The organism is Vicinamibacterales bacterium, assembly GCA_041659285.1.
Lineage (GTDB): Bacteria > Acidobacteriota > Vicinamibacteria > Vicinamibacterales > UBA2999 > 12-FULL-67-14b.
On record JBAZYO010000006.1, the window covers coordinates 54336 to 79220 of the forward strand.

At 68.1% G+C, this 24885-nt stretch carries 20 protein-coding genes; 8 read left to right on the forward strand and 12 right to left on the reverse strand.

Features of this window, described 5'->3' with window-relative positions; genetic code table 11:
• Positions 1-40: 40 nt before the first annotated feature.
• Positions 41-1318 carry an MFS transporter gene (locus tag WC815_11135; GenBank protein MFA5909323.1) on the forward strand — a complete coding sequence of 426 codons (1278 nt, stop codon included), beginning with the start codon at positions 41-43 and terminating at the stop codon, positions 1316-1318.
• 76 nt (positions 1319-1394) lie between these two features.
• Positions 1395-1796, forward strand: a complete 402-nt coding sequence (locus tag WC815_11140; protein MFA5909324.1) for an energy transducer TonB — start codon at positions 1395-1397, stop codon at positions 1794-1796.
• Here the strand turns inward: WC815_11140 and WC815_11145 are convergent.
• Both WC815_11145 and WC815_11150 read right to left on the reverse strand, forming a co-directional pair.
• Positions 1786-4311 carry an ATP-binding protein gene (locus WC815_11145; GenBank protein MFA5909325.1) on the reverse strand — a complete coding sequence of 842 codons (2526 nt, stop codon included), beginning with the start codon at positions 4309-4311 and terminating at the stop codon, positions 1786-1788. The genes WC815_11140 and WC815_11145 overlap by 11 nt on opposite strands.
• Positions 4308-7259, reverse strand: coding sequence for an MHYT domain-containing protein (locus tag WC815_11150; GenBank protein MFA5909326.1), 2952 nt, complete (start codon positions 7257-7259; stop codon positions 4308-4310). Before WC815_11150 ends, WC815_11145 begins: the two co-directional genes overlap by 4 nt.
• 186 nt (positions 7260-7445) lie before the next feature.
• Between WC815_11150 and WC815_11155 the strand changes: the two genes are divergently transcribed.
• The 4 genes from WC815_11155 (at position 7446) to WC815_11170 (ending at position 11502) form a co-directional block, all read left to right on the forward strand.
• Positions 7446-8210, forward strand: a complete 765-nt coding sequence (locus WC815_11155; protein ID MFA5909327.1) for a hypothetical protein — start codon at positions 7446-7448, stop codon at positions 8208-8210.
• A 13-nt stretch (positions 8211-8223) separates the two neighbouring features.
• The gene (locus WC815_11160) at positions 8224-9495 is read left to right on the forward strand and encodes a hypothetical protein (GenBank protein ID MFA5909328.1); all 1272 of its coding nucleotides are present in this window, start codon (positions 8224-8226) and stop codon (positions 9493-9495) included.
• Between the two features lie 100 nt (positions 9496-9595).
• On the forward strand, positions 9596-10267 hold the full coding sequence (locus tag WC815_11165) for a peroxiredoxin (GenBank protein MFA5909329.1): 672 nt from the start codon (positions 9596-9598) through the stop codon (positions 10265-10267).
• Positions 10264-11502 carry a PQQ-binding-like beta-propeller repeat protein gene (locus tag WC815_11170; protein MFA5909330.1) on the forward strand — a complete coding sequence of 413 codons (1239 nt, stop codon included), beginning with the start codon at positions 10264-10266 and terminating at the stop codon, positions 11500-11502. Before WC815_11165 ends, WC815_11170 begins: the two co-directional genes overlap by 4 nt.
• A 53-nt stretch (positions 11503-11555) precedes the next feature.
• Here WC815_11170 and WC815_11175 read toward each other — a convergent pair whose 3' ends face one another.
• Positions 11556-13052 carry a fibronectin type III domain-containing protein gene (locus tag WC815_11175; GenBank protein ID MFA5909331.1) on the reverse strand — a complete coding sequence of 499 codons (1497 nt, stop codon included), beginning with the start codon at positions 13050-13052 and terminating at the stop codon, positions 11556-11558.
• An 89-nt stretch (positions 13053-13141) separates the two neighbouring features.
• On the opposite strand from WC815_11175, the gene WC815_11180 reads away from it, so the two are divergent.
• Positions 13142-14035, forward strand: coding sequence for a dienelactone hydrolase family protein (locus WC815_11180; protein MFA5909332.1), 894 nt, complete (start codon positions 13142-13144; stop codon positions 14033-14035).
• Positions 14036-14141: 106 nt separating this feature from the next.
• Here the strand turns inward: WC815_11180 and WC815_11185 are convergent, their stop codons facing one another.
• Positions 14142-14849, reverse strand: coding sequence for a hypothetical protein (locus WC815_11185; protein ID MFA5909333.1), 708 nt, complete (start codon positions 14847-14849; stop codon positions 14142-14144).
• A 135-nt stretch (positions 14850-14984) separates the two neighbouring features.
• Here WC815_11185 and WC815_11190 point away from each other — a divergent pair, with 135 nt between their 5' ends.
• Positions 14985-16979 (forward strand): hypothetical protein, encoded by a 1995-nt coding sequence (locus tag WC815_11190; GenBank protein MFA5909334.1) that lies wholly within the window; start codon positions 14985-14987, stop codon positions 16977-16979.
• Here WC815_11190 and WC815_11195 read toward each other — a convergent pair.
• Genes WC815_11195 through WC815_11230 form a run of 8 tightly spaced genes read right to left on the reverse strand, consistent with a single transcriptional unit; the run spans position 16906 to position 24793 of the window.
• Entirely contained in the window at positions 16906-17223 is a 318-nt protein-coding gene (locus WC815_11195) for a phosphopantetheine-binding protein (GenBank protein MFA5909335.1), read from the reverse strand. The genes WC815_11190 and WC815_11195 overlap by 74 nt on opposite strands.
• Entirely contained in the window at positions 17220-18329 is a 1110-nt protein-coding gene (locus WC815_11200) for a dihydrolipoamide acetyltransferase family protein (GenBank protein MFA5909336.1), read from the reverse strand. The genes WC815_11195 and WC815_11200 overlap by 4 nt, the downstream gene beginning before the upstream one ends.
• Complete coding sequence (locus tag WC815_11205) at positions 18326-19330, reverse strand: alpha-ketoacid dehydrogenase subunit beta (GenBank protein ID MFA5909337.1); 1005 nt, start codon at positions 19328-19330, stop codon at positions 18326-18328. Before WC815_11205 ends, WC815_11200 begins: the two co-directional genes overlap by 4 nt.
• Positions 19323-20318, reverse strand: a complete 996-nt coding sequence (gene pdhA / locus WC815_11210; GenBank protein ID MFA5909338.1) for a pyruvate dehydrogenase (acetyl-transferring) E1 component subunit alpha — start codon at positions 20316-20318, stop codon at positions 19323-19325. The genes WC815_11205 and pdhA overlap by 8 nt, the downstream gene beginning before the upstream one ends.
• On the reverse strand, positions 20315-22111 hold the full coding sequence (gene acsA, locus WC815_11215) for an acetate--CoA ligase (GenBank protein ID MFA5909339.1): 1797 nt from the start codon (positions 22109-22111) through the stop codon (positions 20315-20317). Before acsA ends, pdhA begins: the two co-directional genes overlap by 4 nt.
• 9 nt (positions 22112-22120) lie before the next feature.
• Positions 22121-22780 carry a dienelactone hydrolase family protein gene (locus tag WC815_11220; GenBank protein MFA5909340.1) on the reverse strand — a complete coding sequence of 220 codons (660 nt, stop codon included), beginning with the start codon at positions 22778-22780 and terminating at the stop codon, positions 22121-22123.
• Position 22781: 1 nt separating this feature from the next.
• On the reverse strand, positions 22782-24104 hold the full coding sequence (locus WC815_11225; protein MFA5909341.1) for an erythromycin esterase family protein: 1323 nt from the start codon (positions 24102-24104) through the stop codon (positions 22782-22784).
• Positions 24104-24793 carry a phosphoribosyltransferase gene (locus tag WC815_11230; GenBank protein ID MFA5909342.1) on the reverse strand — a complete coding sequence of 230 codons (690 nt, stop codon included), beginning with the start codon at positions 24791-24793 and terminating at the stop codon, positions 24104-24106. The genes WC815_11225 and WC815_11230 overlap by 1 nt, the downstream gene beginning before the upstream one ends.
• Between the last annotated feature and the right edge of the window lie 92 nt (positions 24794-24885).

Here is a 24885-nt window from a genome sequence, read left to right on the forward strand (position 1 = left end):
CCTGCGGCAACCGAGGGGTCTGACCCCTATGATCCCCACCGTGTCAGATCTCGAGCACCAGGCGCTCGCCAAGGTCCGTTGGCGGCTCATCCCGTTTCTCTTTCTGCTCTACGTGATCGCGTATCTCGACCGGGTCAACGTCGGCTATGCGGCCCTCGACATGAACCGCGAGCTCGGCTTCAGCGCCGCGGTCTACGGCTTCGGGTCTGGCATCTTCTTTCTGAGCTACACCCTGCTCGAAGTTCCCAGCAACCTGGTGCTCGCCCGGGTCGGCGCCCGTCTCTGGATCGCGCGGATCATGGTCACCTGGGGCCTGGTGTCGATGGCCATGGTGTTCGTGGACAGCCCGGCCAGCTTTTACGTCCTGCGCTTCATTCTGGGCGCGGCCGAGGCCGGCTTCTTTCCGGGCCTCATCCTCTACCTGACCCATTGGTTCCCCGCCCGCGAACGGGCGCGGGCCGTCGCCCTGTTCATGACGGCGACCGCGATGGCCGGCGTGATCGGAGCGCCGATTTCGAGCGCCATCCTCCAGCTCCACGGCGTCGGCGGGCTGCAGGGGTGGCAGTGGCTCTTCATCGTCGAGGGATTGCCGGCCGTGGTGCTGGCGCCGGTGGTACTGCGCCGCCTGACGGAGCGGCCGGCGGATGCGGCGTGGTTGACCGCGGTGGAACGCGAGTGGCTCACCCGCGAGATGGCCCGCGAGCACGATCAGACCCACGACGTGCACCTGACGTTCCGGGCCGCGGCCACCAGCGGCCGCCTGTGGGCGCTGGCGGCGCTGTATTTCTGCATCGTGATCGCGTTTTACGGCGTCAGCTTCTGGCTGCCGCAAATCGTGCAGGCGACCGGTCACCTGAGCTCGGCCACTGTCATCCTGCTTACGGCCATTCCCTACATTGCCGCCACCATCGGCCTGGTCGTCGTCGGGTCGCGATCCGACACCATGGCCGAGCGACGGTGGCACGTGGCCATCCCCTGCCTGATTGGCGCCGCGGGGTTCGTCCTGACCGTGCTCGCGCCGCAAACCGCCGCCGCATCCCTGTTGATGTTGTCGATTGCCGCGTTCGGCATCTGGGGCGCGCTCGGACCGTTCTGGGCCATGCCCACCGCGTTTCTCCGCGGCACGGCGGCCGCCGGCGGCATTGCCATCGTCAACTCGATCGGCAACATCGGCGGCTTCGCGGGACCGTTCGCGATCGGGTGGGTGCGGGATGCGACCGGCAGCTTCGAGGGTGGGCTGCTGGTGCTCGCCGGTGTCCTCGTCGTCGGCGCCGCAATCGCGCTCAGCCTGCCGAAGACGACTTCAATAGCGCAATAACGGCCATGTGCCGTCCAAGTGGCAGGGCTCGTCGTCAGAATAGTGGTCGAACTCGTTTCCTTGTCAGGAGGTTGCCATGTCACGCCGCCTCGTTGTCTCGATTTTCTTCAGCGCGCTCGTCGCCGGTTTGCCGGCTGCATTGGCCGATCCCGTGATTGCCTCGGGGGCACAAGCCGGGCAGGTCTACGAGCCGGGCAGCGGCGTCGTCATGCCCACCGTCGTCGGGGAGGTCAAACCCGGGTACACGGCCGAGGCCAAGGCCAACCGTATCCAAGGCTCGGTCTTGTTGAGCATTGTGGTGCAGGCCGATGGCACCGTCGGCAACGTGGAAGTGACCCGGTCGCTGGACACCAAGTACGGCCTGGACCAGTCGGCGGTGGCCGCCGCCAGGCAATGGACATTCAAACCAGGCACCAGGGACGGCAAGCCCGTCGCCGTCCGCATTGAGCTCGAGATGACTTTCACGCTCAGGAAGTAGACGAACCGCCCACCACTGCGGCCACCGTGCGCAGCAGCGTCTCGGCGGTGTACGGTTTGGCCAGGAACGACTGCACGCCGGCGCGGACCGGGGCCAACGGGCCGCGGCCCTGGCTGACGCCGCTGGCGGCGATGATCCGCACCTGGGGATTCATCTTCAGCAGCACCTGGATCGTGGCCGGTCCATCCATCACCGGCATCATCATGTCCACGATCACCGCGGCAATACCGTCGCGCCACTGCGCGTAGGCGCTGACGCCCTCGGCGCCGTCCGAGGCTTCGAGCACCGTGTAGCCGAACGCCTCCAGCGCCTGGCGCGTGACCTTTCTGACGGCCGCCTCGTCATCGATCACCAGCACCCGCTCGCCGTGGCCGCGCGGCAACGTGGCGCCGTCGATGGCGAGGTCGCTCGCCGGTCCCGACCACTCCGGCAGGCAGATCTCGAAGGTCGTGCCCTTCCCCACTTCGCTACGGACGCGGATGAACCCGCCATGCGCCTTGACGATGGCCTGTGACGTCGACAGGCCGAGCCCCGTGCCCTTGCCGACATCCTTGGTGGTGAAGAACGGATCGAACATCTTGTCGGCCACCTCGGGCGGAATGCCGGTGCCGTTGTCAGCGATCGCCAGCACCACGTGCTTGCCAGGCGAGGCGTCGGGCACCATCGCCGCGTACTGCTCGTCGATCTCGAGGCGCGACACCGACAACGTCAGGACGCCGCCACCGGGCATCGCGTCGCGCGCGTTGACGCACAGGTTCATCAGCACCTGGTGAAGCTGGGTCGGGTCGCCCGACACCACCCATTGCCCTGGCGGGATGTTGGTGCGCACCTGGATCGTCTTCAGGAACGTCTCGTTGGCGATCTTCTCCACGTCGCGCACGAGCGGCGCCAGGTCGACGGGCAACTGCCGGCTTTCCACGCCCCTGGCGAACGACAGCACTTGCCTCACCATGTCGGCGCCGCGCGCCGCGCTGGCCTCGATGGTGACCAGCAGATCCATCCGCGAGGCGTCGGTTTCGTCCTCCTTGAGCAGGGCCACGCCCAGCAGGATCGGCGACAGCGCGTTGTTGAGGTCGTGCGCGATGCCTCCGGCCAGCGTGCCAATGCTCTCCAGCCGCTGGGCGCGCAGGAACTGCTCCTGCAGGCGCCTGGCCTCGGTGATGTCTTCGTAGGTGCCGAGTACGCCGGTCACCTCGCCCTCGCGGTTGCGCAAGGCCACCTTGTTGGTGCGCAGCCAGAGCTTCTCGCCATCGGGCCGCACCTGCGGCTCCTCGAAGTTGAGCTTGGGTTGGCCGGATTCGATCACCTGCCGATCGTCGGCCCGGTACAAGTCGGCGCTGGCCTTCCACCTGGCATCAAAATCGGTCTTGCCGACAACCTCGAGCGGCGAGGCAAATCCCATGTCGGCCGCGAACGGGCGATTGCATCCCTGGTAGATCAGGTCGCGATCCTTCCAGAACACGCGCTGGGGGATGGAATCAAGCACCGCCTGCAGCGTCTGGTGTGAAGCGAACTGCGCCTCCTCGAGTCGACGCCGCTCCGTCACGTCCTGGCAGGTGCCGAGCGCGCGGATTGGCTGGCCGGCGTCGTCCCGGTACACCTGCCAGCGTTCTTCAACGAACTTGACGCGGTCGCCGGGCAGCAGGATCCGGTGCGCCACCTCGCCCGGTCCCTGCGCATCGAACGACTGGCCTAAGGCGTCGTTCACCTTCTGCCGGTCGTCAGGATGGACGTGCGACAGGAACGCCTCGTGGGTGCCGGCGAACTGATCGTCGCCGATTTCGAAGATCCGGTAGGTCTCCTGCGACCAGATCACCGTGCCCTGCGTCAGGTCGGTGTCCCAACTGCCGACCTTTGCCACCTCCTGCGCCGCCGCCAGGCGGCCCCGTTCGTGCTCCAGTTGCCGCGCCAGTCCGCGCAGGCTCAGCTCGCTCTCGCGCAGATCGGTCTCGACCTGCAGCCGCCGCTGCTCGCGCTGCTCGGCCGCGAGCGCGAACGACAGGTTGTCGGCGAGCGATTGGAACAACTGCACCTCTTCGTCATCGAAGAACCCGGGCGTATCGCAATAGATCCCGAGCACGCCCACCGGCCGGTCATCGACCTTGAGCGGGAAGGCGGCAGACGACCGGTAGCCGCGGGCGGCGGCATCGTCGCGCCACAGCTCATAGGACGGGTCCGACAACGTGTCGTTGCACACTGCCGGCGCGCCGGTTCGAAACGCCACCCCCGACGGACCGCGACCGGCGGGTTCATCGAGCACCGACACCCGGATGGCGTCCAAGTAGCCCAGGTCCGCGCCGTATCTCGCCACCGGCACCAGGGCCTGGCCATCGTCACCGAGCCGGCCCACCCACGCCATGCGCAGGCCGCCTTCCACCACCGCCACCCGGCACGCCTCGTCGAACAACGTCTGGATGTCGTGGCTGCGGAGGATCAGTGAGTTGATGCGACTGGCCGCGGCATAGACGCGACTCAGCCGCTGGACCCGTTGATCCGCGGACGGCAGAGGACTCATCGCGGCTCCTGGAGCGCCTTGCGGACGATCTTCAGCAAGGCATCGGCGCTGTACGGCTTGGGCAGAAAGAGCGAGACGCCGGCGGCCGCGACGCCGGCGACGCGGCCGGTGGTATTGAGACCGCTGGCCACGACGATCCGGACCTGCGGGTTCATCCCGAGCAACGCCTGGATCGCCGCCGGCCCGTCCATCACCGGCATCATTATGTCGATGATCACCGCGGCGATCTCGTGGCGGCGCATGGCATACACGGCGACTGCCTCGGCGCCGTCGGACGCCAGGACGACGCGATAGCCGAACGCCTCCAGCGTCTGCCCCGTGATCTGCCGCACCGCTGCCTCGTCATCCACCACCAGCAGCAACTCGCCCTGGCCGCGCGGGAGCTCGGCGTGTTCGGCCGGCCCGGGCGCCGACGCGGCCGCCTCGCTGACCGGCAGGCAGAGCCGGAAGGTCGTGCCCAGGCCCGGCTCGCTATAGGCGCGGATGAACCCGCCGTGGCTCCGCACGATCGCCAGCGAGGTCGACAGGCCAAGGCCGGTGCCCTTGCCGACTGCCTTGGTGGTAAAGAACGGCTCGAACACCTTGTCGAGCGATTCGGGCGAAATGCCGGTACCGGTGTCGGCGACCGTGATCTCGACATACGGGCCCGGCGCCACCTCGCCTTCGAGCGCCGCGTACTGCGCGTCGAGCGTGACCTGGCGGGCCGACATTTTCAACGTGCCGCCGCCGGGCATGGCATCGCGCGCGTTGACACACAGGTTGATGAGGACCTGGTGCAACTGCGTCGGGTCGCCCGCGACCAGCGGCAGGTTGGCCTCGCTCGAGTTGATTACCTGGATGTTCTTCGGAAACGCGTCCTTGACGATCTTCTCGATATCCTGCATCAGTGGCGCCACACGCACCTGGACCCGCTGGCCGTCGACGCCGCGGGCGAACAACAGGACCTGCTTCACCATGTCAGCGCCGCGGTGGGCGCTGGCATTGATGGTGTCGAGCATCTCCAGCTTGACGGGGTCGCCCTCGCCCTCGCGCAGCAGGCTGATGCTCATCATGATCGGCGCCAGCACGTTGTTCAGATCGTGCGCAATGCCGCCGGCCAGGGTCCCGATGCTCTCCATGCGTTGGGCCCGGAGGAACTGCTGCTCCAGCTTGCGGCGCTCGGTAACGTCGGTCTCGATCATCAGCACGGCTTGCGCGTCGCCGCCGGCATTGCGGACCAGGGTCCACCGGCAGTCCATGAACAGCGTCTCGCCGGCCTTGGTCTTCCTCCGGAGCTCACCCACCCACTCCCCATGCAGGTGGAGGGTCTCGAGGGCGTGGTCACGCGTGCCTGAATCCGGCTCGAACAAGTCCAGCGTCGATTGCCCGAGTGCTTCCGCGGCGCTCCACCCGAACACCCGTTCGGCGCTCTTGTTCAGATAGGTGATGCGGTGTGACAGGTCGCGAACCAGAATGGCGTCCCGGGCCTTGTCGAGCAACTCGGCCTGCTGCTCGAGACGCGCGCGCACCGCCGTGGCCTCGGTTTCAGCGCGTTCGCGGCGAATGGCCTCGGCCAGCACGTTGGCCATCGCCTGCAGGAACAACGTGTCGTCCGCCGAGAAGGGACCAGGGCCGGCCACCATCCTGAGCGTGCCGCCTTCCGCGCTGAGCGCCCGGACTTCGGCCACGGGAACGGAGAGGGTCGTCGCCACGGCCTGCACCGCGAGGTCCGTCAGGTGCGCGGTGCTCGCGCCGGCCAGCGCCCGCTGTCCGAGCGCGGCGAGCGCGGCCTGCTGGCGGGCCTGTCTCTGCGTTTCCTGGGCGCGCCGCCGAAGGTCCGTGATGTCGCGGGACGACCCGGCGACATAATCCACGCGGCCGTGGCCGGTCGCCACCGGGTGGAAGATGTACTCGTACACACCAAACGTCCCGTTCGCAAAGGTGAGCGGCGTCTCGTCCCTGATCGCATGGCCGGTGCGGAAGACTTCCTGGATTTGACCATCGAGCCTGGCCGCGACCTCGGCGGGGTATTGAAGGTCGCCAAAGGTCTTCCCCACGACTTGTTCGAGACCAAGCCCGAACATCGTGAGCAGCGCCTGGTTGGAGTAGACGAACCGGCCGTCGCGATCGAAGACGTAGATGAAGTCGCTCAACGACGACAGCGCCACGTCGAACACGCGCTGCTGCTGGCGCGCGAACCCTTCGGCGGCCAGCAACCGGCGATCGAGCATGGCCGCCACCAGTGTCGTTCCCAGCAGCACCATCGCGGCGATTACCAGCGTGCCGGACAACCCGTGCGGATCAAGCCCGCCTCCGGGCGTCCAGGTCCCCGGGGATTCGATGACGTAGAAGCTGGCCGCCAGCATGCCGACGAAATGCATGCCGCAAATGCCGCCGCCCATGGCGAGCGCGGAGGCGGCGCGGCGCTTCATGCGGTGCGGCCCGAGGTCGTCGCGATAGGCGTAGGCGAACGCCAGCGCGGCCGTTGAGGCGATGACGGCGATCAGGAGCGACGCCGTGAACAGGAGGGGCGAGTACTCAATCCTCGCGGGCAGGTCCATGGCGGCCATGCCGGTGTAGTGCATCGCCGCGATGGCCAGGCCCATCACCACGCCCCCGGCCAGGATCATGGAGCGCGTGAGGAGCGGACGGCAGACCAGCCACAACGACAGGGCCGACGCCGCAATCGCAATGACGATCGAGGCCGCGACCAGGTCGAGGCGATAGACCATGGGCACGGGCAGCGTGAAGGCCAGCATGCCGGTGAAGTGCATGCTCCAGATGCCGAGGCCCATCGTGGACGCCCCGCCCAGGCGCCACAAGAGACGGGCGATCCCGGTCGAGGCCGTGACGCGTCCCGCCAGGTCGAAAGAGACATACGACGCCACTACGGCGATGACAAGGGAGAGAACTACGAGGAGCGGGTCGTAGGAACCGGTTAGCGAGGCGCCGGGAGTGAGGTCGCTCATGGCGGGCGGCTGGAGTATTCATTGTCGCAGGAAGCGTGCAAGGCCAGACATATTCCTGTGGCCGAGGTAGGGCGGCGGCGGTCAATTTCTGCTACTCTGAGCGCAAGCAGGCCCTTCGCCAGCAGGCGCCGGCTCCCCGAGGTAGTAGCGATGACTCACAACGGCCAGCGTTTGCGCGGTCTCTGGGTGAGCGTGTGTGCGACCCTGTCGCTGGTCGCCCTGCCGGGCCCGGCGGCGGCACAGAACCCGACCCCACAGGCATCCGGCGGTTTTCAGGCTCCAGCCAGCCCCGACTTCATGCTCGGCCGTCCTCGGGCCAGCGTGGGCGTGCGGGGTGGATGGGTGTTTGCCAGCGCCGGGTCCGACATCTACGACTTCGTCACCGATCAACTGACGGTCGAGAAGTCGTCGTTCAACGCGCCAGGCTTCGGCGCGGAAGTCGGCGTCAACCTCACGCCGCGCCTCGACCTCATCGCCGGCTTCGACCTGGCCAAGTCCACGACCCCGTCCGAGTACCGCAAGTTCGTGGACAATCGCAACCTGCCGATTCAGCAGACCACCTCGCTTCGCCAGTCGAACGTGTTTGCCGCGATCAAGTTCGCGGTGCTGCCCCGCGGGCGCGCCGTCAGCCGCTTCGCCTGGATTCCGTCCACCATCGTCCCCTACGTGGGCGCCGGCGGCGGGCTCGTCAACTACGACTTCCAGCAGCGCGGCGACTTCGTCGACTTCAGCGACAGCCGCGTGTTCACCGAGTCGTTCCGGTCGCACGGCTGGACGCCCACCGCGCACGTGTTCGGCGGCGCCGACATCAAGGTCTACAAGCGGATGTTCATGTCGCTCGAGGGACGTTACGTCTGGGCCAACGCCAAGCTCAGCGCCGACTTCATTGACTTCGACCCGATGGACCTCGGGGGAATCCGGTTTGGCGCCGGACTCCACCTCGTGTTTTGAGCGGAGACCGACCATGACAACGACACTGCTTCTCGCGTTCTCACTGGCGGCCGGCGTCGCGCACGCCCAACAGACCGCCCCGCCGCCGCGACCGGCCACCGCCCAGGTTGACGCGCGCTTCGCCAACTGGCTTGGCTGCTGGCGCCTCGAAGACGACCTGGCCGGCACCGGCGCGCGCCTCTGCATCACGCCCGACACCCCGGGTGTCCGGCTGGACACCGTGGTCGCCAAGATCAACAGCGCCACCGAAATCCTGCGGACCGATGGCGTGGCGCGGCCGATCACCGACGCCGAGTGCAAGGGCAGCGAGCGCGCCGAGTGGTCGCGCGATGGCCAGCGCGTGTTCCGCTACACCGACGTCACCTGCGGCGCCGAACCGGCGCGCAAGGTGACGAGCATCGCGTTCCTCATGAGCGGGCCGTCGTGGATCAACGTCCAGTTCGTGGAGGGCGGCCCGAACAAGACGGTGCGCGTCCAGCGCTACCGGCGGGCCCTCGACCAGAAGCTGGCCGACGGTTCACTCGCCATGCAAGTGGTCGTCTCAGCAACCCGCGCGTTGACCGAGGCCGACACGCTCTGGAACGTGGACGATGTGATCGAGGCCAGCGGCAAGGTGCCGGCGGAAGCCGTGCAGGCGGCCGTGGCCGAAGCCAAGGGCCGCTTCGTGATCAACAAGAAGACCCTCGTGGCCATGGCTGACGCCGGCGTGGCGGAGAACGTCATCGACCTGATGATCGGCCTGGCCTATCCCGAGCGCTTCGTCGTCCAACGCCTCGGCAGCGGCATGGCCTCAGCCCCCGTCGGCATCTCGATGGGCGGCGGCTACTACGATCCGTTCATGTCGCCGATCATGTTCGGCGGCGCCTACGACGATTGCTATGGCTACGGCTACCGCAGCTACTACTCGTCGTGCGGGTACTATTCGCCGTACTCGAACTACTACCCGTATAACGGCTACGGCTACGGCTACTACTACCCGAACAGCGGCGGATGGGTGATCGTGGACAACGGGACGGGTACTGGCACCGCCACGCCGGCGCCCGAGGGCCGCGTCGTCAACGGCCGCGGCTACACGCAGGTGCGGCCGCGCGACAACGAGCCGGCACCGGTGCGGACGAGCGGTAACGGTAACGGCTCCAGCGCCGGATGGTCCGGCAGCAACGGCGGCAGCGACACCGGATCGAGCGGCGTGTCGTCGCAGGGATATTCGGGCGGCTCGTCCGGATCCAGCGGCGACTCGGGCGCCCGCACCGCCGTGCCGCGTCCGCCCGGCGGCGGACTCTAGCCACCGCGAACTGGAGTAACCTGCCAAGGCCTGAGGGCATCGTAGCCTTCAGGCCTTTGGTCTTTTTGAAGCCTTTCTCAGAATCTCAGGAGAGCGACGCATGAGCACTGGTCCCTTGGCGATTGGCACGGATGCCCCCGACTTCGAGGCACAAACCACTGACGGTCCGATCCGCTTTCACGAGTGGCTCGGCAGTTCCTGGGGCGTGATCTTCTCGCACCCCAAGGACTTCACGCCGGTCTGTACCACGGAACTCGGCTACATGGCGCGCATCAAGCCGGAGTTCGACAAGCGGCACGTCAAGGTGATCGGCCTCAGCATCGACCCGGTTGATCGGCACGACGGCTGGGCGAAAGACATCGCCGAAACCCAGGGCACGGCCCCCAACTTCCCGATGATCGGCGACACCGACCTGAAGGTCGCCAAGCTGTACGGCATGTTGCCCGCCGACGCCGGCGAGTCCTGCGAGGGCCGCACCGCGGCCGACAACCAGACGGTGCGCAACGTCTACGTGATTGGCCCCGACAAGAAGATCAAGCTGGTGATCTCCTACCCGATGAGCACCGGCCGCAACTTCGACGAGGTGCTGCGCGTGATCGACTCGATGCAGCTCACCGCGAAGTACAAGGTCGCCACGCCGGTGAACTGGAAGAATGGCGACGATGTGATCATCCTCGGGTCGGTGAACGACGAAGAGGCCAGGAAGACGTACCCGCAGGGATGGAAGGCGCTGAAGCCGTACCTGCGCATCGTGCCGCAGCCAAAGGGATGACTCCCCGGCTGCTCGGTTGCGTCGTGACCCTCGCGGTGTGCGGGCTCTCGCCCGCCGCCGCGCAACGTCCCTCCACCGACTGGCCGCAGTGGCGCGGCGCCAATCGCGACGGCGCCGCCACCGCGTTCGCGGCCCCGGCGTCATGGCCCGACGCGCTCAACCTGAAGTGGAAGGTCGAGGTCGGCCTCGGCTACTCCGCCCCCATCATCGTCGGGGATCGCGTCTACGCCTTCGCGCGGCAGGGCGAGCACGAAGTGATGCGCGCGCTCGACGCGGCCTCCGGCAAGACGGTGTGGGAAACCAAGTACGTCGCCACCTTCACAGCCAACCCGGCGGCCACGCGGACGCACGGCACGGGGCCGAAATCCACTCCCACCTTTGCCGACGGCCGGCTCTACACGCTGGGCATGAGCGGCATGGTCACGGCGTTTGACGCCGCCACCGGCACGCAGGTCTGGCAGACGCCGCCACCGCCGGTGGAGCCGCTCTATCACACGGCGATGTCGCCGTTGATCGACCGCGGCCTGGCGATTGTGCACGTCGGCGGCCACGGCAGCGGCGCCCTGACCGCGTTCGACGCGCGCACCGGCGAGGTGAAATGGAGCTGGAACGGCGACGGCCCGGCCTACGGATCGCCGATGGCCGTGGACGTGGCCGGCACCCGCCAGATCATCACGCTCACGCAAGACAACCTGGTCGGCGTGTCGGCGGCCACCGGCGCCCTGCTGTGGCGCCGGCCGTATGCGGTCCGCGCCACGCGCAATGCCGTGACCCCCATCGTGTTCGGCCAGACCCTGATCATCTCCGGGCTCGGCATGCCGGTCACCGCGTTCCGCCTGATCAACCGCGGCGGCGAGTGGACGTCCGAGGATGTGTGGGTGAACAACGACGTCACCATGGACATGAGCACCGGCGTGGTGATTGGCAACACGCTGTTCGGATTTTCACCGCGGAACAGCGGCCAGTTCTTCGCGGTGGATGCCAACACCGGCCAGACGCATTGGCTCTCGGCGCCGCGCCAGGGCGAGAATGCGGCGTTGGTGAAGGCGGGCGACCTGTGGTTCGCGCTCGAGGCCGACGCGGAGCTGGTCGTGGCGCGCGCCAATCCCAAGCAGTTCGAGATCCTGAAGCGTTACACGGTGGCGAACAGCGCCACGTGGGCGCAGCCGGTGCTCTCGGGGCAGCGCATCTTCGTCAAGGACGTGAACTCGATCTCGCTTTGGAGCTTGCAGTAGTCCGGCTAAAGCCGGACGCTACATCGGGATGTGGCGTCCGCCTTTAGGCGGACCTACGGGTTCTGCAACACCGCCACCACCGAGATCGGAGCAATCGCCCCGTCGGTGATGGTGATGTACATCACCTGCAGGTTCGGGTCGCCCGTCGGCGTGAGGAAGTGGTAGTCGTCGATATAACCTTCGGCGCCCGCGTCCATCTGATCCCCGTTCGGCCACAGGAACACGACGTCCCTCGCCGAGGTCTGCGCCTCCCAGTCTTCGAAGTCCACGACCGTCGGCGAGCCGCTCACCGAGCCGTCGGCGTAGATCAGCTTCTTCGGCCCGAGGAACGGCAGGTTCGACGTGCCGCGGCCCGTGCTGATCGACGGATCCCCGTAGTAGAGCCGATACCGCGCGCCGCCGCTGTGAAACGGAAATGCGGCCTGCGCGCTCGTGAACAGTTTCGGGCAGCCGTTGTCGCGATACTGCACCACCCACTTGGCGCCGTCCCACACCGCGTAGCCGTGGTTCTGCTGGTAGTCGGAACAGCCGGTGACGCGATCCGACGTGAACACCATGAACGAACCGGCCGCCATGTCCCAGTGCGGTGAGTCAAGGGTGGGCCAGGCGACCTTGAACTGGCGCGAGTGGGTGATGCGGCTGTTGCCGTTGACGTCGCCATCCACGGCGATCGCCACCGTCGGCTCGCAACCACCGCCCGAGGAATAGTCGGCCGCCGTGCGGCACGTCGTTTCGGCGCCGGCGTTGAAATCGAGACCGTAGTAGCCGTCCTTGCTGTCGATCCACATCGCGCGCGTGCGGCCGTCGGCGCCCTGCGCCTCGAAGAACAGGCGCACGAACCCGCCGCGCTCGCGCGCGACCGGCACGCCCTGCCCCGTCGCCATGTTGGTCACAAGCGCGGCTGCGGTCGATGGCCCGATCAGGCCGCTCGACCCCGCGCGGCTGGTGAAGGTGAGGTAACTATCCGGGTTGGCGGCGTCGGCCGGGCCCGAAGCGACCGCGACCGACAGTTGCGACTGGCGGTTGGACGCCATGGGGCCGTAGTACAGCTGCACCCGATTGGCGAGAGCTCCCGCGTCGGGACCGAACCGCGTGGCGCTCAACCGGGCGTTGCCGTCGCTCACGGCCTTGGTCAGCCCGCTGACGGTGTTGCCCGCCCCCCGCAGCTGCCAGTACTCAGGATCGGTGTCGGCACTCGCGCTCGCCGAAGAACTGAATGCGGAACACGCCTCGTTTGCACACGACTGCACGGTGACCGAGTAGGCGGTGGCCGCCTTCAATCCGGTCAGCGTGAGGCCGGTGGCCGTTGACGCGGCGGTGGCCCTCACCGCCGTGTTCTGCACGGCCTCCCTGGCGGCCACTTCGAAATGGTGGACCTGCTCGCCTGCCGCCGGTGACCACGTCACGATCAGCTGGGACGACGAGTAGATCACCCGGCCGCCGACGGTGGCTGCGGCCACCGTGGCCACCGACACGATGGTTGGCGCCGCGTCCGCGGTGGCGGCGGTCAGCAACAGTCCAGTTAGGAATCCGAGCGTGATGTGGCGCATTGACGGGTTTGACCGGGTCATCGGCGGAAAAGGTAAATCCGTTAAAAGCCGAACGTCGCATTGTATGCTTCCCCCTCCGGAGGACCTACATGGACCGCAAGACCGCGCAGGATTTCGACCAGGAACTGCTTCTCATCTTCGACCAGTACGTGCACGGCGCCATCGATCGCCGGGGCTTTCTCGATCGGGCCACCAAGTTCGCGATTGGCGGCGTCACCACCGGCATGCTGCTCGACTCGCTGAGCCCGAAGTTCGCCGAGGCGCAGCAGGTGCCGAAAGACGACAAGCGCCTGAAGACCGAATACGTCGAGATTGCCTCGCCCAACGGCTACGGCAAGATCAAGGCGTACCTCTGCCGGCCGGCCAACGCCACCGGCAAACTGCCGGGCATCGTCGTCGTCCACGAGAACCGCGGCCTGAACCCGCACATCGAAGACATCGCGCGGCGGCTCGCCCTCGACAACTTCATGGCCCTCGCCCCCGACGCCCTCACGCCGCTCGGCGGCTATCCCGGCGACGAAGAGAAGGCCCGCGAGTTGTTCCCCAAGCTCGAACAGCCGAAGACGCGTGAAGACTTCCTCGCCGCGTCGGCCTTGCTGAAGTCGCGGTCCGACTGCACCGGCAAGATTGGCGCGGTCGGCTTCTGCTACGGCGGCGGCGTGGTGAACATGCTGGCCGCGCGCCTCGGCGCCGACCTCAGCGCGGGCGTGCCCTTCTATGGCGGCCAGCCGACCGTGGAAGACACGGCCAAAATCAAGGCCGCCATGCTGATCAACTACGCCGGCGTGGACGAGCGCATCAATGCCGGCTGGCCGGCGTGGGAAGCCGCGCTCAAGGCCAACAACGTCCGCTACGAAGGCTACATCTACGCCGGGACGCAGCACGGCTTCAACAACGACACCACGCCCCGCTACGACGCGGCGGCAGCCAAGCTGGCGTGGAGCCGCACCATCGCGCACTTCAACAAGTACGTCCGCGGATAGGCGACCTAACGTAGTGTCCGGCTTCAGCCGGACCTCGTCATGGAATGGAAAAGGCCGGGTGGGTCAAACCCCACCCGGCCTTTTGCTTCATGCGGACGCGCGACGCTTACTGCTTGGTCAAGGTGAGGCCGGTCACCGTGGCCTCCGTGTTGTGCGCGAAGCGGATGCCGTAGACGCCGTCGGTGGACTTGAGCTTGCCCGCGGCGACGACGGCGGCCTTGGGGTAGCTGCCGACCACGGTGCCGTTCACCGAGCACTCGATCTTGTCGGCGGTCACCGTCAGGGCGATGTCCTGCTTCACGGCCGAACCCTTCCCGGCCGCCTTGCCAATCGCCGCGTTCGGCTCGGGCTTGCGCGAGCTCACCGCGAACGGCGCCGGGCCCATGCCGCGGACGATGAACGTGCCGTCGCCGTAGGCGGAGCAGTAGATGAAGCTCTGGTCGGCGGTGCCGAGGTCGTTGCCGCCGATGACGATGCCGTAGGGATGCGGGTGATTGTTCAGGCCCATGTAGTTGGATTCGGTGAACGTGGCCTTCACCGTGTAGTTGCCGGCCGCCTTGTTCGCGGGGTTCCAGTAGATGACCGCGGGACCGGTCCGCACCTCGAGCACGCCACCCTTTTCGGCGAGGCGCGCGTTGTTCAGGACCTGGCCGGCCTTCTCTTCCTGCGCGTCAATCTTGCCCGCCCAGCCCTTCGCGAAAATGCCGCCGTCCTTCACCGCCACGGCGCCTTCCGGCTGCGCGGGCGCCTGGGCGCGGATGAGCGAAGGCGAACAAAGAGCAACTGCTAGTGCGAAACCGTAGACGAGACGCATGGGTGTGTCCTCTCACTGGAAGTTTAGGGCCGTTACGCCGGGCCGCTCGAGCGCGGCCACCGTGGCCGAGCCATCACTATATCCGCTTCTTATGGGTCCTAGCGACCTCCCGCATAGGTGCGCTACGCTAGCCCCATGAGACTGCGTCATACGCTCGCCCTGGCTCTTGTCGCCTTCATCCCTGCCTGTTCCAGCCCCGCCCCAGCCCCGGCCGCCACGCCGGCGGCGACGGCCCCGGCGCCCCCACCCGCGGATCGCAAGTACCTGCTCGAGCGGGTGGACGACGCGTCGGTGGTGCAGTTGTATGCGGACGGCTTTTCATCGCTGCCGCTCAAGCAGAAGACGCTGATTTGGCACCTCTATCAGGCGGCGATCGCGGGCCGCGACATTTTCATCGACCAGAAGCACGAGAGCGCGCTCGAGATGCGCGGCATCCTCGAGCAGATCGTCGCGCATCCGCAGGGCGTGGACGCCGCCACCCTTGCCGAGGTGCAGCGCTACACCAAGCTGTTCTGGCTGAACAACGGCCCCTACAACAACCTGACGGCGCGCAAGTTCGTGCTGACCTGCACGCCGCAGGCGTTCGCCGCGGCGGCCAAGGCCGCCGGCGCCGGCGACGCCGCGGTGGCGCGCCTCCAGCCCATGTTCTTCGACGCGGCGGTCGATCCCATCGTCACCAACAAGACCCCGGGGGCCGGCAAGGACATCCTGCAGGCCAGCGCCAACAACCTCTACGATGGCGTGACGGTGGCCGACCTCAAGGGCTTCGAGGAGAAGTACGGGCTCAACTCGCGCCTGGTGAAGACGAACGGCAAACTGGTGGAAGAGGTCTATCGCATCGACGGCCGTTACGGGAAGTACATCACCGAGATCGTGAAGCACCTCGACGCGGCGAAGGCGTTCGCGGAGCCGCCGATGGCGAAGGCGCTCGAGGCGCTGGCGACGTTCTATCGCACCGGCGAAGTGAAGGACCGCGAGGCTTACGACATTGCCTGGGTGCAGGACCAGGCGTCGCCGGTTGATACCATCAACGGCTTCATCGAGGTCTACCTCGACCCGCGCGGCATCAAGGGCGGCTGGGAGGCCCTCGTCTTCTACGTCAATCAGGAGAAGACGGCGCGCATCAAGACCATCGCCGCCAACGCGCAGTGGTTCGAGGACCACATGCCGTGGGAAGCGAAGTACCGCAAGGCCAGCGTTCAGGGCATTGTCGCCAACGCCATCGACGTCGTGGTGGAAACCGGCGACTCCGGCCCGGTGACACCGGTCGGCATCAACCTGCCGAACGACCAGGCCATCCGCGAGAAGCACGGCAGCAAGTCGGTGGCGCTGTCGAACGTCAGCGAAGCCTACGCGCGATCGACGCCGGGCGCGATGCGCGGCGAGTTCACGTGGGCGCCGGACGAGACCGAACGCGCCGCGAAGTATGCCGAAGAGGCCGGCTCGTTGACCACCGACATGCATGAAGTGATCGGCCACGCCTCGGGCAAACAGGCCGACGGCAAGGCCAACCCGCAAGCGCTGATCAAGGAAGAGTTCTCGGCCCTCGAAGAAGGCCGCGCCGACCTCGTCGGGCTGTACTTCATCGCCGACCCGAAGCTGGTGGAGCTCGGCGTCGTCCCCGCCGCCGATCACGACGCCATGGTCCGCGCCGAGTACGAGTCCTACACCCGCAACGCGCTGGTCCAGTTGCGGCGGATGCGCGAGGGCACGCAGATCGAGGAAGACCACATGCGCAACCGGCAGATGATCGTCCGCTGGCTGATGGCGAACACCAAGGCCATCGAGGAGCGCACGCGCGACGGCAAGACCTACCTGGTGATGGTGGACGCGAAGGCCTTCCGCGACGGCGTCGGCCAGCTGCTGGCGGACGTACAGCGCATCAAGTCCGAGGGCGACTACGCCGGCGCGAAGAAGCTCTTCTCCACCTACGGCGTGCACTTCGACGCGAAGCTGCGCGACCAGATCGTGGCGCGCGTGGACAAGCTGAACCTGCCGTCGTACACGGGGTTCGTGATGCCGAAGCTGACACCGGTGATGGGCGCCAACGGCCAGATCACGGACGTGACGATTTCGTATCCGCTGGATCTGACGCAGCAGATGCTGGAGTACTCGGGGGCGCGGCGCTAGGCGCCAGCCGGCCCGCCAGGTACTCCACCGCCTGGTTCACCGTCGCCAGCCGTGCATAGTCTGCCTCCGGGACCTCGACGCCGAGGTCCCGGCGCAGGGCAATGACGACGTTCAGGAAGTCCATCGAGTCGAGCTCGCACTCCTGCCGGTACGGCACGTCGGGCCGCAGGCTGAGCGGATCGATCTCCGGCGCCACCGAGGTGAGGGCCCGCACGAACGCCTCCCGGATCTGATCGGGCGTCATAGGGCCTCCGGCGCCTGCAGGGCGCGCTCGACGGCCGCCAGAAAGGCGCCGGCCTGCCGGCCATCGACGGCGCGATGGTCGGCCGACAGCGACAGCGTGACCACCGACCGCGGCTCGACGCGCCCAGCCACCACCCACGGCCGCTCCACCACGCGGCCGATCGCGACAATCGCCACCTGCGGCGGATAGATGACCGCGTAGGCGGCGTCCACACCCAGGTCGCCGAGATTCGTCAAGGTAATCGTGGCATCCGTCATCTCGGAACTGCGCAGCGAGCCCGCGCGCGCGCGCGACACCAGGTCCATCAGGTCGCGGCCCGCCTCGCCGAGGGACTTCTTGTCCACGTCATGCAACGCCGGCGCGACGAGGCCGCCGTCGCGGAGCGCGATCGCGCAACCGATGTGCACGCCGGCACCGGGGACAAACCCGTTCTCGTTCCAGGTGCCGTTGACCGCCGGCACCTCCACCGCGGCGTTGGCGACCGCTTTCAGGAACAGCACGATCGGCAGCAGGCGTTCGGTAACCGGCCGGGCCTGGTTGGCCAGCCCCAACCAGGCCAGCGGCTGGGTCACGTCGACAGTAGTGGACAGGTAGAGATGTGGAATCTCGCGCTTCGACCTCGCCATGGCCGCACCAATGGCAGCGCGCATGCCGGCGGCGCGGGTCGAGGTCTTGGGGGCGGGCGGACCCGCCGCCGCGGCCCGTTCGACATCGGCCACGGTGATGGCGCCACCCGGCCCCTGGCCCACCACGCCGGCCAGGTCGACGTGAAGCTGTTCGGCGGCCTTTCTGGCGGCAGGCGACACGCGCGTCCGCACGGGGGCGGCAGGCGCACCGACCGCTGCCGGCGCGGCCGCCCCTGGCGTCTCGTTCGCGCCGCGGATGATCGCGAGCGCGGTGCCCACCGGTACCTTCTGCCCGGGTTCGACCAGCAAGCGCTCGATGGTGCCCGGCTCGAACACCTCGATCTCGATCGCGCCTTTGTCGGTGTCAACCACCGCCACGATGTCGCCGCGCGCCACGGTGTCGCCGGGCGCCTTGGTCCATTCCACCAATGTGCCCGCCTCCATGTCGGCGCCGAGCGACGGCATGCGGAATTCGCTCATCGCGGCGCCGGCGCCGGCAGAAGCGCGCGCACCGCGTCAACGATGGCCGCCGCCTGAGGCACCGCGGCGTCTTCGAGGTGCTTGGGATACGGGATCGGCACTTCGGCCGAGCACACGCGCGCGATCGGCGCATCGAGATCGTAGAACGCGGATTCGGCCAACCGGGCCGCGATCTCGGCCGACAGCCCGCCGCTGCGCCAGCCTTCGTCCACAATCGCGACGCGCCGGGTGCGGCGCACCGACTCGAATATCGTGTTCATGTCGAGCGGCCGCAGCGTCCGCAGGTCGATGACCTCGCACTCGACGCCGTCGGCCGCCAGCGTGGCGGCGGCGGCGAGGGACTTGTACAGCATCGCGCCATACGTAATGACCGTGACGTCCCCGCCATGGCGGCGGACGACGGCGCGGTCGATGTCCACGGGCCCGGCATCCGCGGGCAGGTCGCCTTCCAAGTTGTAGAGCGTCTGGTGCTCGAAGATCAGCACCGGGTCCGGGTCTTGCAGCGCGGTCCACAGCATGCCGCGCGCATCCTCGATCGTGGCCGGCTCGACGATCCGCAGCCCGGGCACATGCGCCAACCAGCCTTCGAGGCTGTGGGCGTGCTGCGCGGCCAGTTGCCGGCCGGCGCCGGTGGCCATCCGGATCACCACCGGGACGCTGAACTGGCCGCCGGACATGTGGCGGATGGTGGCGGCGGTGTTCACGATTTGATCGAGGGCGAGCAGGCTGAAGTTCACCGTCATCACCTCGACGATCGGACGCGAGCCGCCGAGCGCGGCGCCGATGCCGGCGCCGACGAACGTGGACTCGGAGAGCGGCGTGTCGCGAATGCGCTCCGGCCCGAACTCCGCGAGCAGCCCCTTGCTGACCGCATAGGCCCCGCCGTAGCGGCCCACGTCCTCACCCATCAGGAAGACACGGGGATCGCGCGTCAGCGCCTCGCGAATCGCTTCGCGCATCGCATCCCGATAGGTGATTCGCCTGGTCGGCCCGTTAGCCACGGTTCGCCTCCTGTGCTGCCGGCGTGTAGACGTCCTGCGTGAGGTGTTCCACCGGTTCCCACGTGCCGGCGTCGGCAAAGGCGACGGCCCTGGCGATTTCTCCGCGGACCTCGTCCTCGATGGCGGTGAGCTCGCGCGCATCCAACAGCCCGGCCTGTTCGAGCCGGGCCTTCAGTAACGCGATGGGGTCGCGCGTCTTCCACTCCTCAACTTCGGCCTTGTCGCGGTACAGCTCGGCATCGAACATCGAGTGGGCACGGAAGCGATAGGTCCGGCACTCGAGGAAGAACGGGCCGTTGCCGGCCCGCACCTGCTCGGCCGCCGACCTGGCGGCGTCTTCCACGGCGGTCACGTCCATGCCGTCCGCGGAGGCCGTGGGCATGCCGTAGGTCCGGGCCTTGGCCGGCAGGTCGGTCTGCGACAGCGCCCGCTCGATGCGCGTGCCCATCGCATACAGGTTGTTCTCGCACACGAACAGCACCGGCAGCTTCCACAGCGCGGCCAGGTTCATCGACTCGTGGAACTCCCCTTCGGCGACCGCACCGTCGCCGAAGAAGCAGGCGGTCACCCGCCGGCGGCCCAACAACTGATCGGACAGGGCGAGGCCCACGGCGAGCGGCAGCCCGCCGCCGACAATGGCGTTGCCGCCATAGAACCGGGTCGCGGCGTCGAAGACGTGCATCGACCCGCCACGGCCCCGGCTGCAGCCTTCCTGCTTGCCGAACATCTCGGCCATCAAGGGGTCGGCACCGATCCCGCGCGCCAGTGCGTGCCCGTGCTCGCGGTAGGTCGCGACGATGGCGTCGGCCGGGGTCAGGCCCTGCATCACGCCGACGGCGACCGCCTCCTCACCGATGTAGAGATGCAGGAAGCCGCGGATGTGTCCGGCGCTGTAGTGCTCGGCGCAGGCCTCTTCGAACCGGCGGATGCGGATCATCTCGCGCAGCAGCCGCTGCCCGTGCGTCCGCTCCAGTGGTGGGGTGCTCATGACGGCTCCAGTGTGGAGGTGTCGCCCTCGGGCAGCCCCAGCTCACGGGCCTTCAGGAGGCGGCGCATGATCTTGCCGGACCGCGTGCGCGGCACCGCGTCAACAAACGCGATCTCCCGCGGCGCGACGACGGCGCCGAGGCGGCTGCGGGCCAGCGCCTGAATCGAGCGGCGCAGGGCCTCGTCCGGCTCGAACCCGGGCTTCAACGCCACGAACGCCTTCACCACTTCGCCGGCGACGGGATCCGGCTTGCCGATGACACCGGCCTCGGCCACGGCTTCGTGCTCGAGCAGCGCGCTCTCCACTTCGAACGGGCCAATCAGGTGTCCAGCGGACTTGATCACATCGTCGGCGCGCCCGATGAACCAGTAGTAGCCGTCGGCGTCGCGGCGCGCGAGGTCGCCGGTGAGATAGAACCCGCCGGCGAAGCACCGGCGATAGCGTTCGTCGTCGCCGAGATAGCCGCGGAACATCGACGGCCACCCCGGTCGCAGCGCCAGCTCGCCTTGCACGCCGGGCTCGTCGATCTCCACGACCAGGCCCTCCGCGTCGCGCTTGACGATGGCCGCCTCGACGCCGGGGAGCGGGAGGCCCATCGAGCCCGGCCGAATATCCAGGGCCGCGACGTTGGCGATCATGATGCCGCCGGTTTCGGTCTGCCACCAGTTGTCGTGGAACGGGCGATCGAAGGCCTCGACACCCCACATCACGCCTTCCGGATTGAGCGGCTCGCCGACGCTGCCAAGAAACCGCAGGCTCCGCAGGTCATGCTGTCGCGCCAGCGCGGCGCCCGACTTCATCAACATGCGGATGGCGGTCGGCGCGGTGTACCACACCGTGATGCGCTCATCGCGGATGATGCGGTACCACCGTTCGGCATCGAAGTCCGCTTCGTCCACCACCATGGTCAGTCCGTGCGTCAGTGGCGCGATGATGCCGTAGGACGTCCCGGTCACCCACCCCGGATCGGCCGTGCACCAGTAGCGGTCGCCATCGTGGAAGTCGAGGGCGAAGCGCGCGGTGGCGAAGTGCGCCACCACGGCGTCGTGCACGTGCATGGCGCCCTTGGGCTTGCCGGTGGTGCCGCTGGTGAAGTGCAGCAGCGCGAGGTCTTGCCGGTCCGTGGCTGGAATGGTGAACTCGGGCGATGCGCCCTCAACCAGCGCGTTGAAATCCCACGTGGCGGGCGGCAGCGGCGCCGGCGTCTCGCGCACGAGGACGACGTGTTCGAGCGCGGGCATCTGTGCGCGCACCGGCTCCACCTTCTTGCGGTACAGCGTGTCGGTGGTCACCAGGACGCGGGCCTTGGCGATGGTCATGCGCGACACGATCGGGTCGGGGCCAAAGGCCGAGAACAGCGGCGTGTAGACGCTGCCGTTCTTGAGCGTGCCGAGCGCGGTCACGTACTGCGCCGGGATCCGTCCGGCGAGCGTCGCCACCACGTCGCCCTTCCCCACTCCGAGCCGGCTCAACACGTTGGCGAACTGGCTGGTCAGGCGGCGCAGGTCGTCGTAGGTGAAGTCGCGCCGCTCGCCGGCGCGGCTAATCCAGCGGAGCGCGAGCCGGTTCGGGTGCAGGTGGGCGGCATGCCGATCGACGGCTTCGTGCGCGATGTTGAGCCCGCGGCCGCCGGGCAGGCCGTCCAGCCATCCTCGCGCTTCTTCCCAGGAGAACTCCGACCACGCCTTGCGGTAGTCGCGCAGGTTGGCGCCACTACGAGTCCCGGGATCCTTGATGATCGCCGGCCACCGGGTGCCGGTGTCGACGCCTGTCGCGGCGGGATCCTGGGTCATGGCACGGTCTCACGGCCGCGGCTTCACGAGATACCGCGTGCACCAGTCGGTGGCCAGCCGCGATACGGCTTCGAGGGTGCCGGGCTCCTCGAACAGGTGGGTCGCGCCGGGCACGATCTCCAGCTGCACCGGCGCGCGCATGCGCAGCATCGCCGCGCGATTGAGATCGATCACCGGCTCGTCATGGCCGCCCACAATCAGCAGCGTCGGCGCCTGCACGCGCGGGAGCGCCTCGCCGGCCAGGTCCGGCCGGCCGCCGCGCGAAATCACCGCGCGCACGAACTCCGGCCGCTCGGCCGCGGCAATCAGCGCGGCGGCGGCGCCCGTGCTGGCGCCGAAGCAGCCGATTGGCAGCGCCGCGATGCCGGGTTCGGTCTGCGCCCAATCGACGGCGGCGGTCACGCGGCGCCCCAGCAACTCGATGTCGAACCGGTATTCCCGGGTCTGCACATCAACGGCGTCCTCTTCGCGCGTCAGCAGGTCCATCATCAGCGTCGCGAAGCCGCCCTGCTGCAGGACCTGCGCGACGGCGCGGTTGCGGCTGCTGAACCGGCTGCTCCCGCTGCCGTGGGCGAACACGACCAGGCCGGCCGCGCCCGGCGGCGTCGCCAGGTCGCCGTCGATCAGGTCGGTGCCAACGCGGATCTCGATGGGAAGCGTCTTGGGCACGTCAGACTCCAGTCGGATAGGTTTCCGGCAGATCGGCTTCGTGACGTGCCCACGTCTCGAGCGGCTCGAGCGCGCGGGTGTCGTCCACGTGCACGACGACATCGAACTGGGCGGGCAGGCGGGCGGAAAAGTAATGACTGCCCCGCTCGGTTTCTGGTTTGTAGATCACGCCAATGGCCCGCTCGAGTCGCGCCGGCGCCAGCACCGGCTCGAGGTGCCGGTCGTGCAGCCGCAACAGGAACATCGGCACACCGGTGTCGTGAAACAGCCGTTCATAGGAACCGGCGAGCGAAGGACGCACCTGCCGGTGCTCGGCTGGCTGACCCCATTCCGTGGCCGCCGTCACGGCCCCCCGGTGCGTCGTCATGCCGATCAGGCAGGCCGGCTTGCCGAACCGCTCGCGCACGAGCTGGCCGAGGTTGAGTTCGCCGGTCGAGGCCATGGCCGTGGCCCGCGCGTCACCGAGGTGGGAGTTGTGCGCCCACACCACGGCCTTGCCAGGGCCGCCCGCCGCCTTGTCGAAGGCCAGCAGCGCGTCCAGGGTTGACATCATGTGCCGGTCGCGAAGGTTCCACGACTCGGCGCGGCCGCGGAACATCGAGCGGTAGTACGCCTCCGCGTCGCGGACCACGCTGGCGTTCTGCTGCGCCGCAAACAGATCGTCGGCCGCCACGCGCCCGTCGAGACTCAGGTAGTCCGGGCCGCGGCGCCGCAGGTCCAGCAGCTGATTCACGGCCTCGTCTTCACAGGAGCGGCTGACGTTGATCGCGGCGGCGTAACCGTAGGCCTGCGGGTCCTCGCCGAACATGTCGAAGCACGCGTACTGGCGGCGCGCCTGGTTCGCCGCGGGCGGGTCCACCTTGTCCAGGTAGTCGATGACGCAGGCCATCGAGCTATGGAGGCTATAAAGATCGAGCCCGTAGAAGCCGGCGCGCGTGTCGGGGCCGCGCTCGGCGTTTTCCGCTCGCAGCCACCGCAAGAACCGCACGACCTCGCGGTTGCGCCACATCCAGCGCGGGAACCGCGTGAAGTCCGATAAGGCCGCTTCGGCGGTGTCGTCCGCTCCCAGCCCGCGGACCCATCGATTCGCGCGGTAGGCGTCGGGCCAGTCCGCTTCGACGGCGACGATGGTGTAGCCGCGCTGCTCGATAAGCGCGCGCGTCAGGTCGGCGCGGATGCGATAGAACTCCTGCGTGCCGTGCGACGCCTCGCCAATCAGCACCACGGGCGCGTCGGGCGGAATGACCTCGATCAACCTCTCGGCCGCGGTGTCCTCGTCGAAGCGCACGGCGTGCCGGCGAACGACGTCAACCGTATTAGGCATTACGCGCTCCGTTTCGTGACCGAGCGGCTTGCGGACGCGGCGAGGAGCCGGCGCACTTCCTCGTCGGTGGTCTGCGAGAAGTCGTCGTACCACAGTCCAACGGCCGTGAACGGGTCCGGTGTGTACGCGCACACCACCTCGTCGGCGACCTGCTCCAGGGCCCGGCACGTCTCGGACGCGCCCACCGGCACGGCGACGATGATGCGGGACGGCTTCAGGTCGCGGGCCGCCTGCACCGCCGCCCGCATGGACGACCCCGTCGCCAGGCCGTCGTCCACGATGATGACGACGCGTCCCTTCAGAGGCTCCGGCGCCCGGCCGTCGCGATACGCGCGTTCACGCCGCTCCAGCTCCGCGCCCTCGACGCGGGCCACGGTCTCGATGGTCGTGTCGGAGAGCTGGTACCACCGCACGACGTCTTCATTGAGCACGCGGACGCCGCCGCTGGCGATGGCGCCCATGGCCAGCTCTTCGTGACCGGGCACGCCGAGCTTGCGGACCACGAACACGTCGAGCGGCGCGTGCAGGGATTGGGCGACCTCGTGGGCCACCGGCACGCCGCCGCGCGGCAGGCCGAGCACTACGACATCCTCACGATCGGCGTAGCGTTGGAGTTCGGTGGCGAGGGCCTTGCCGGCCTCCTGCCGATCGGCGTACCGCGGCCTGGATCCCGGAAAGTGCTTGTTCATGACCGCCTTGCCGCGTGATTTCGATGCAATTCGAGTACCGGTCACGCGCTAGGCGCGCGGCGGAAACGAACCCGGGACCTGCGAAATCTTTC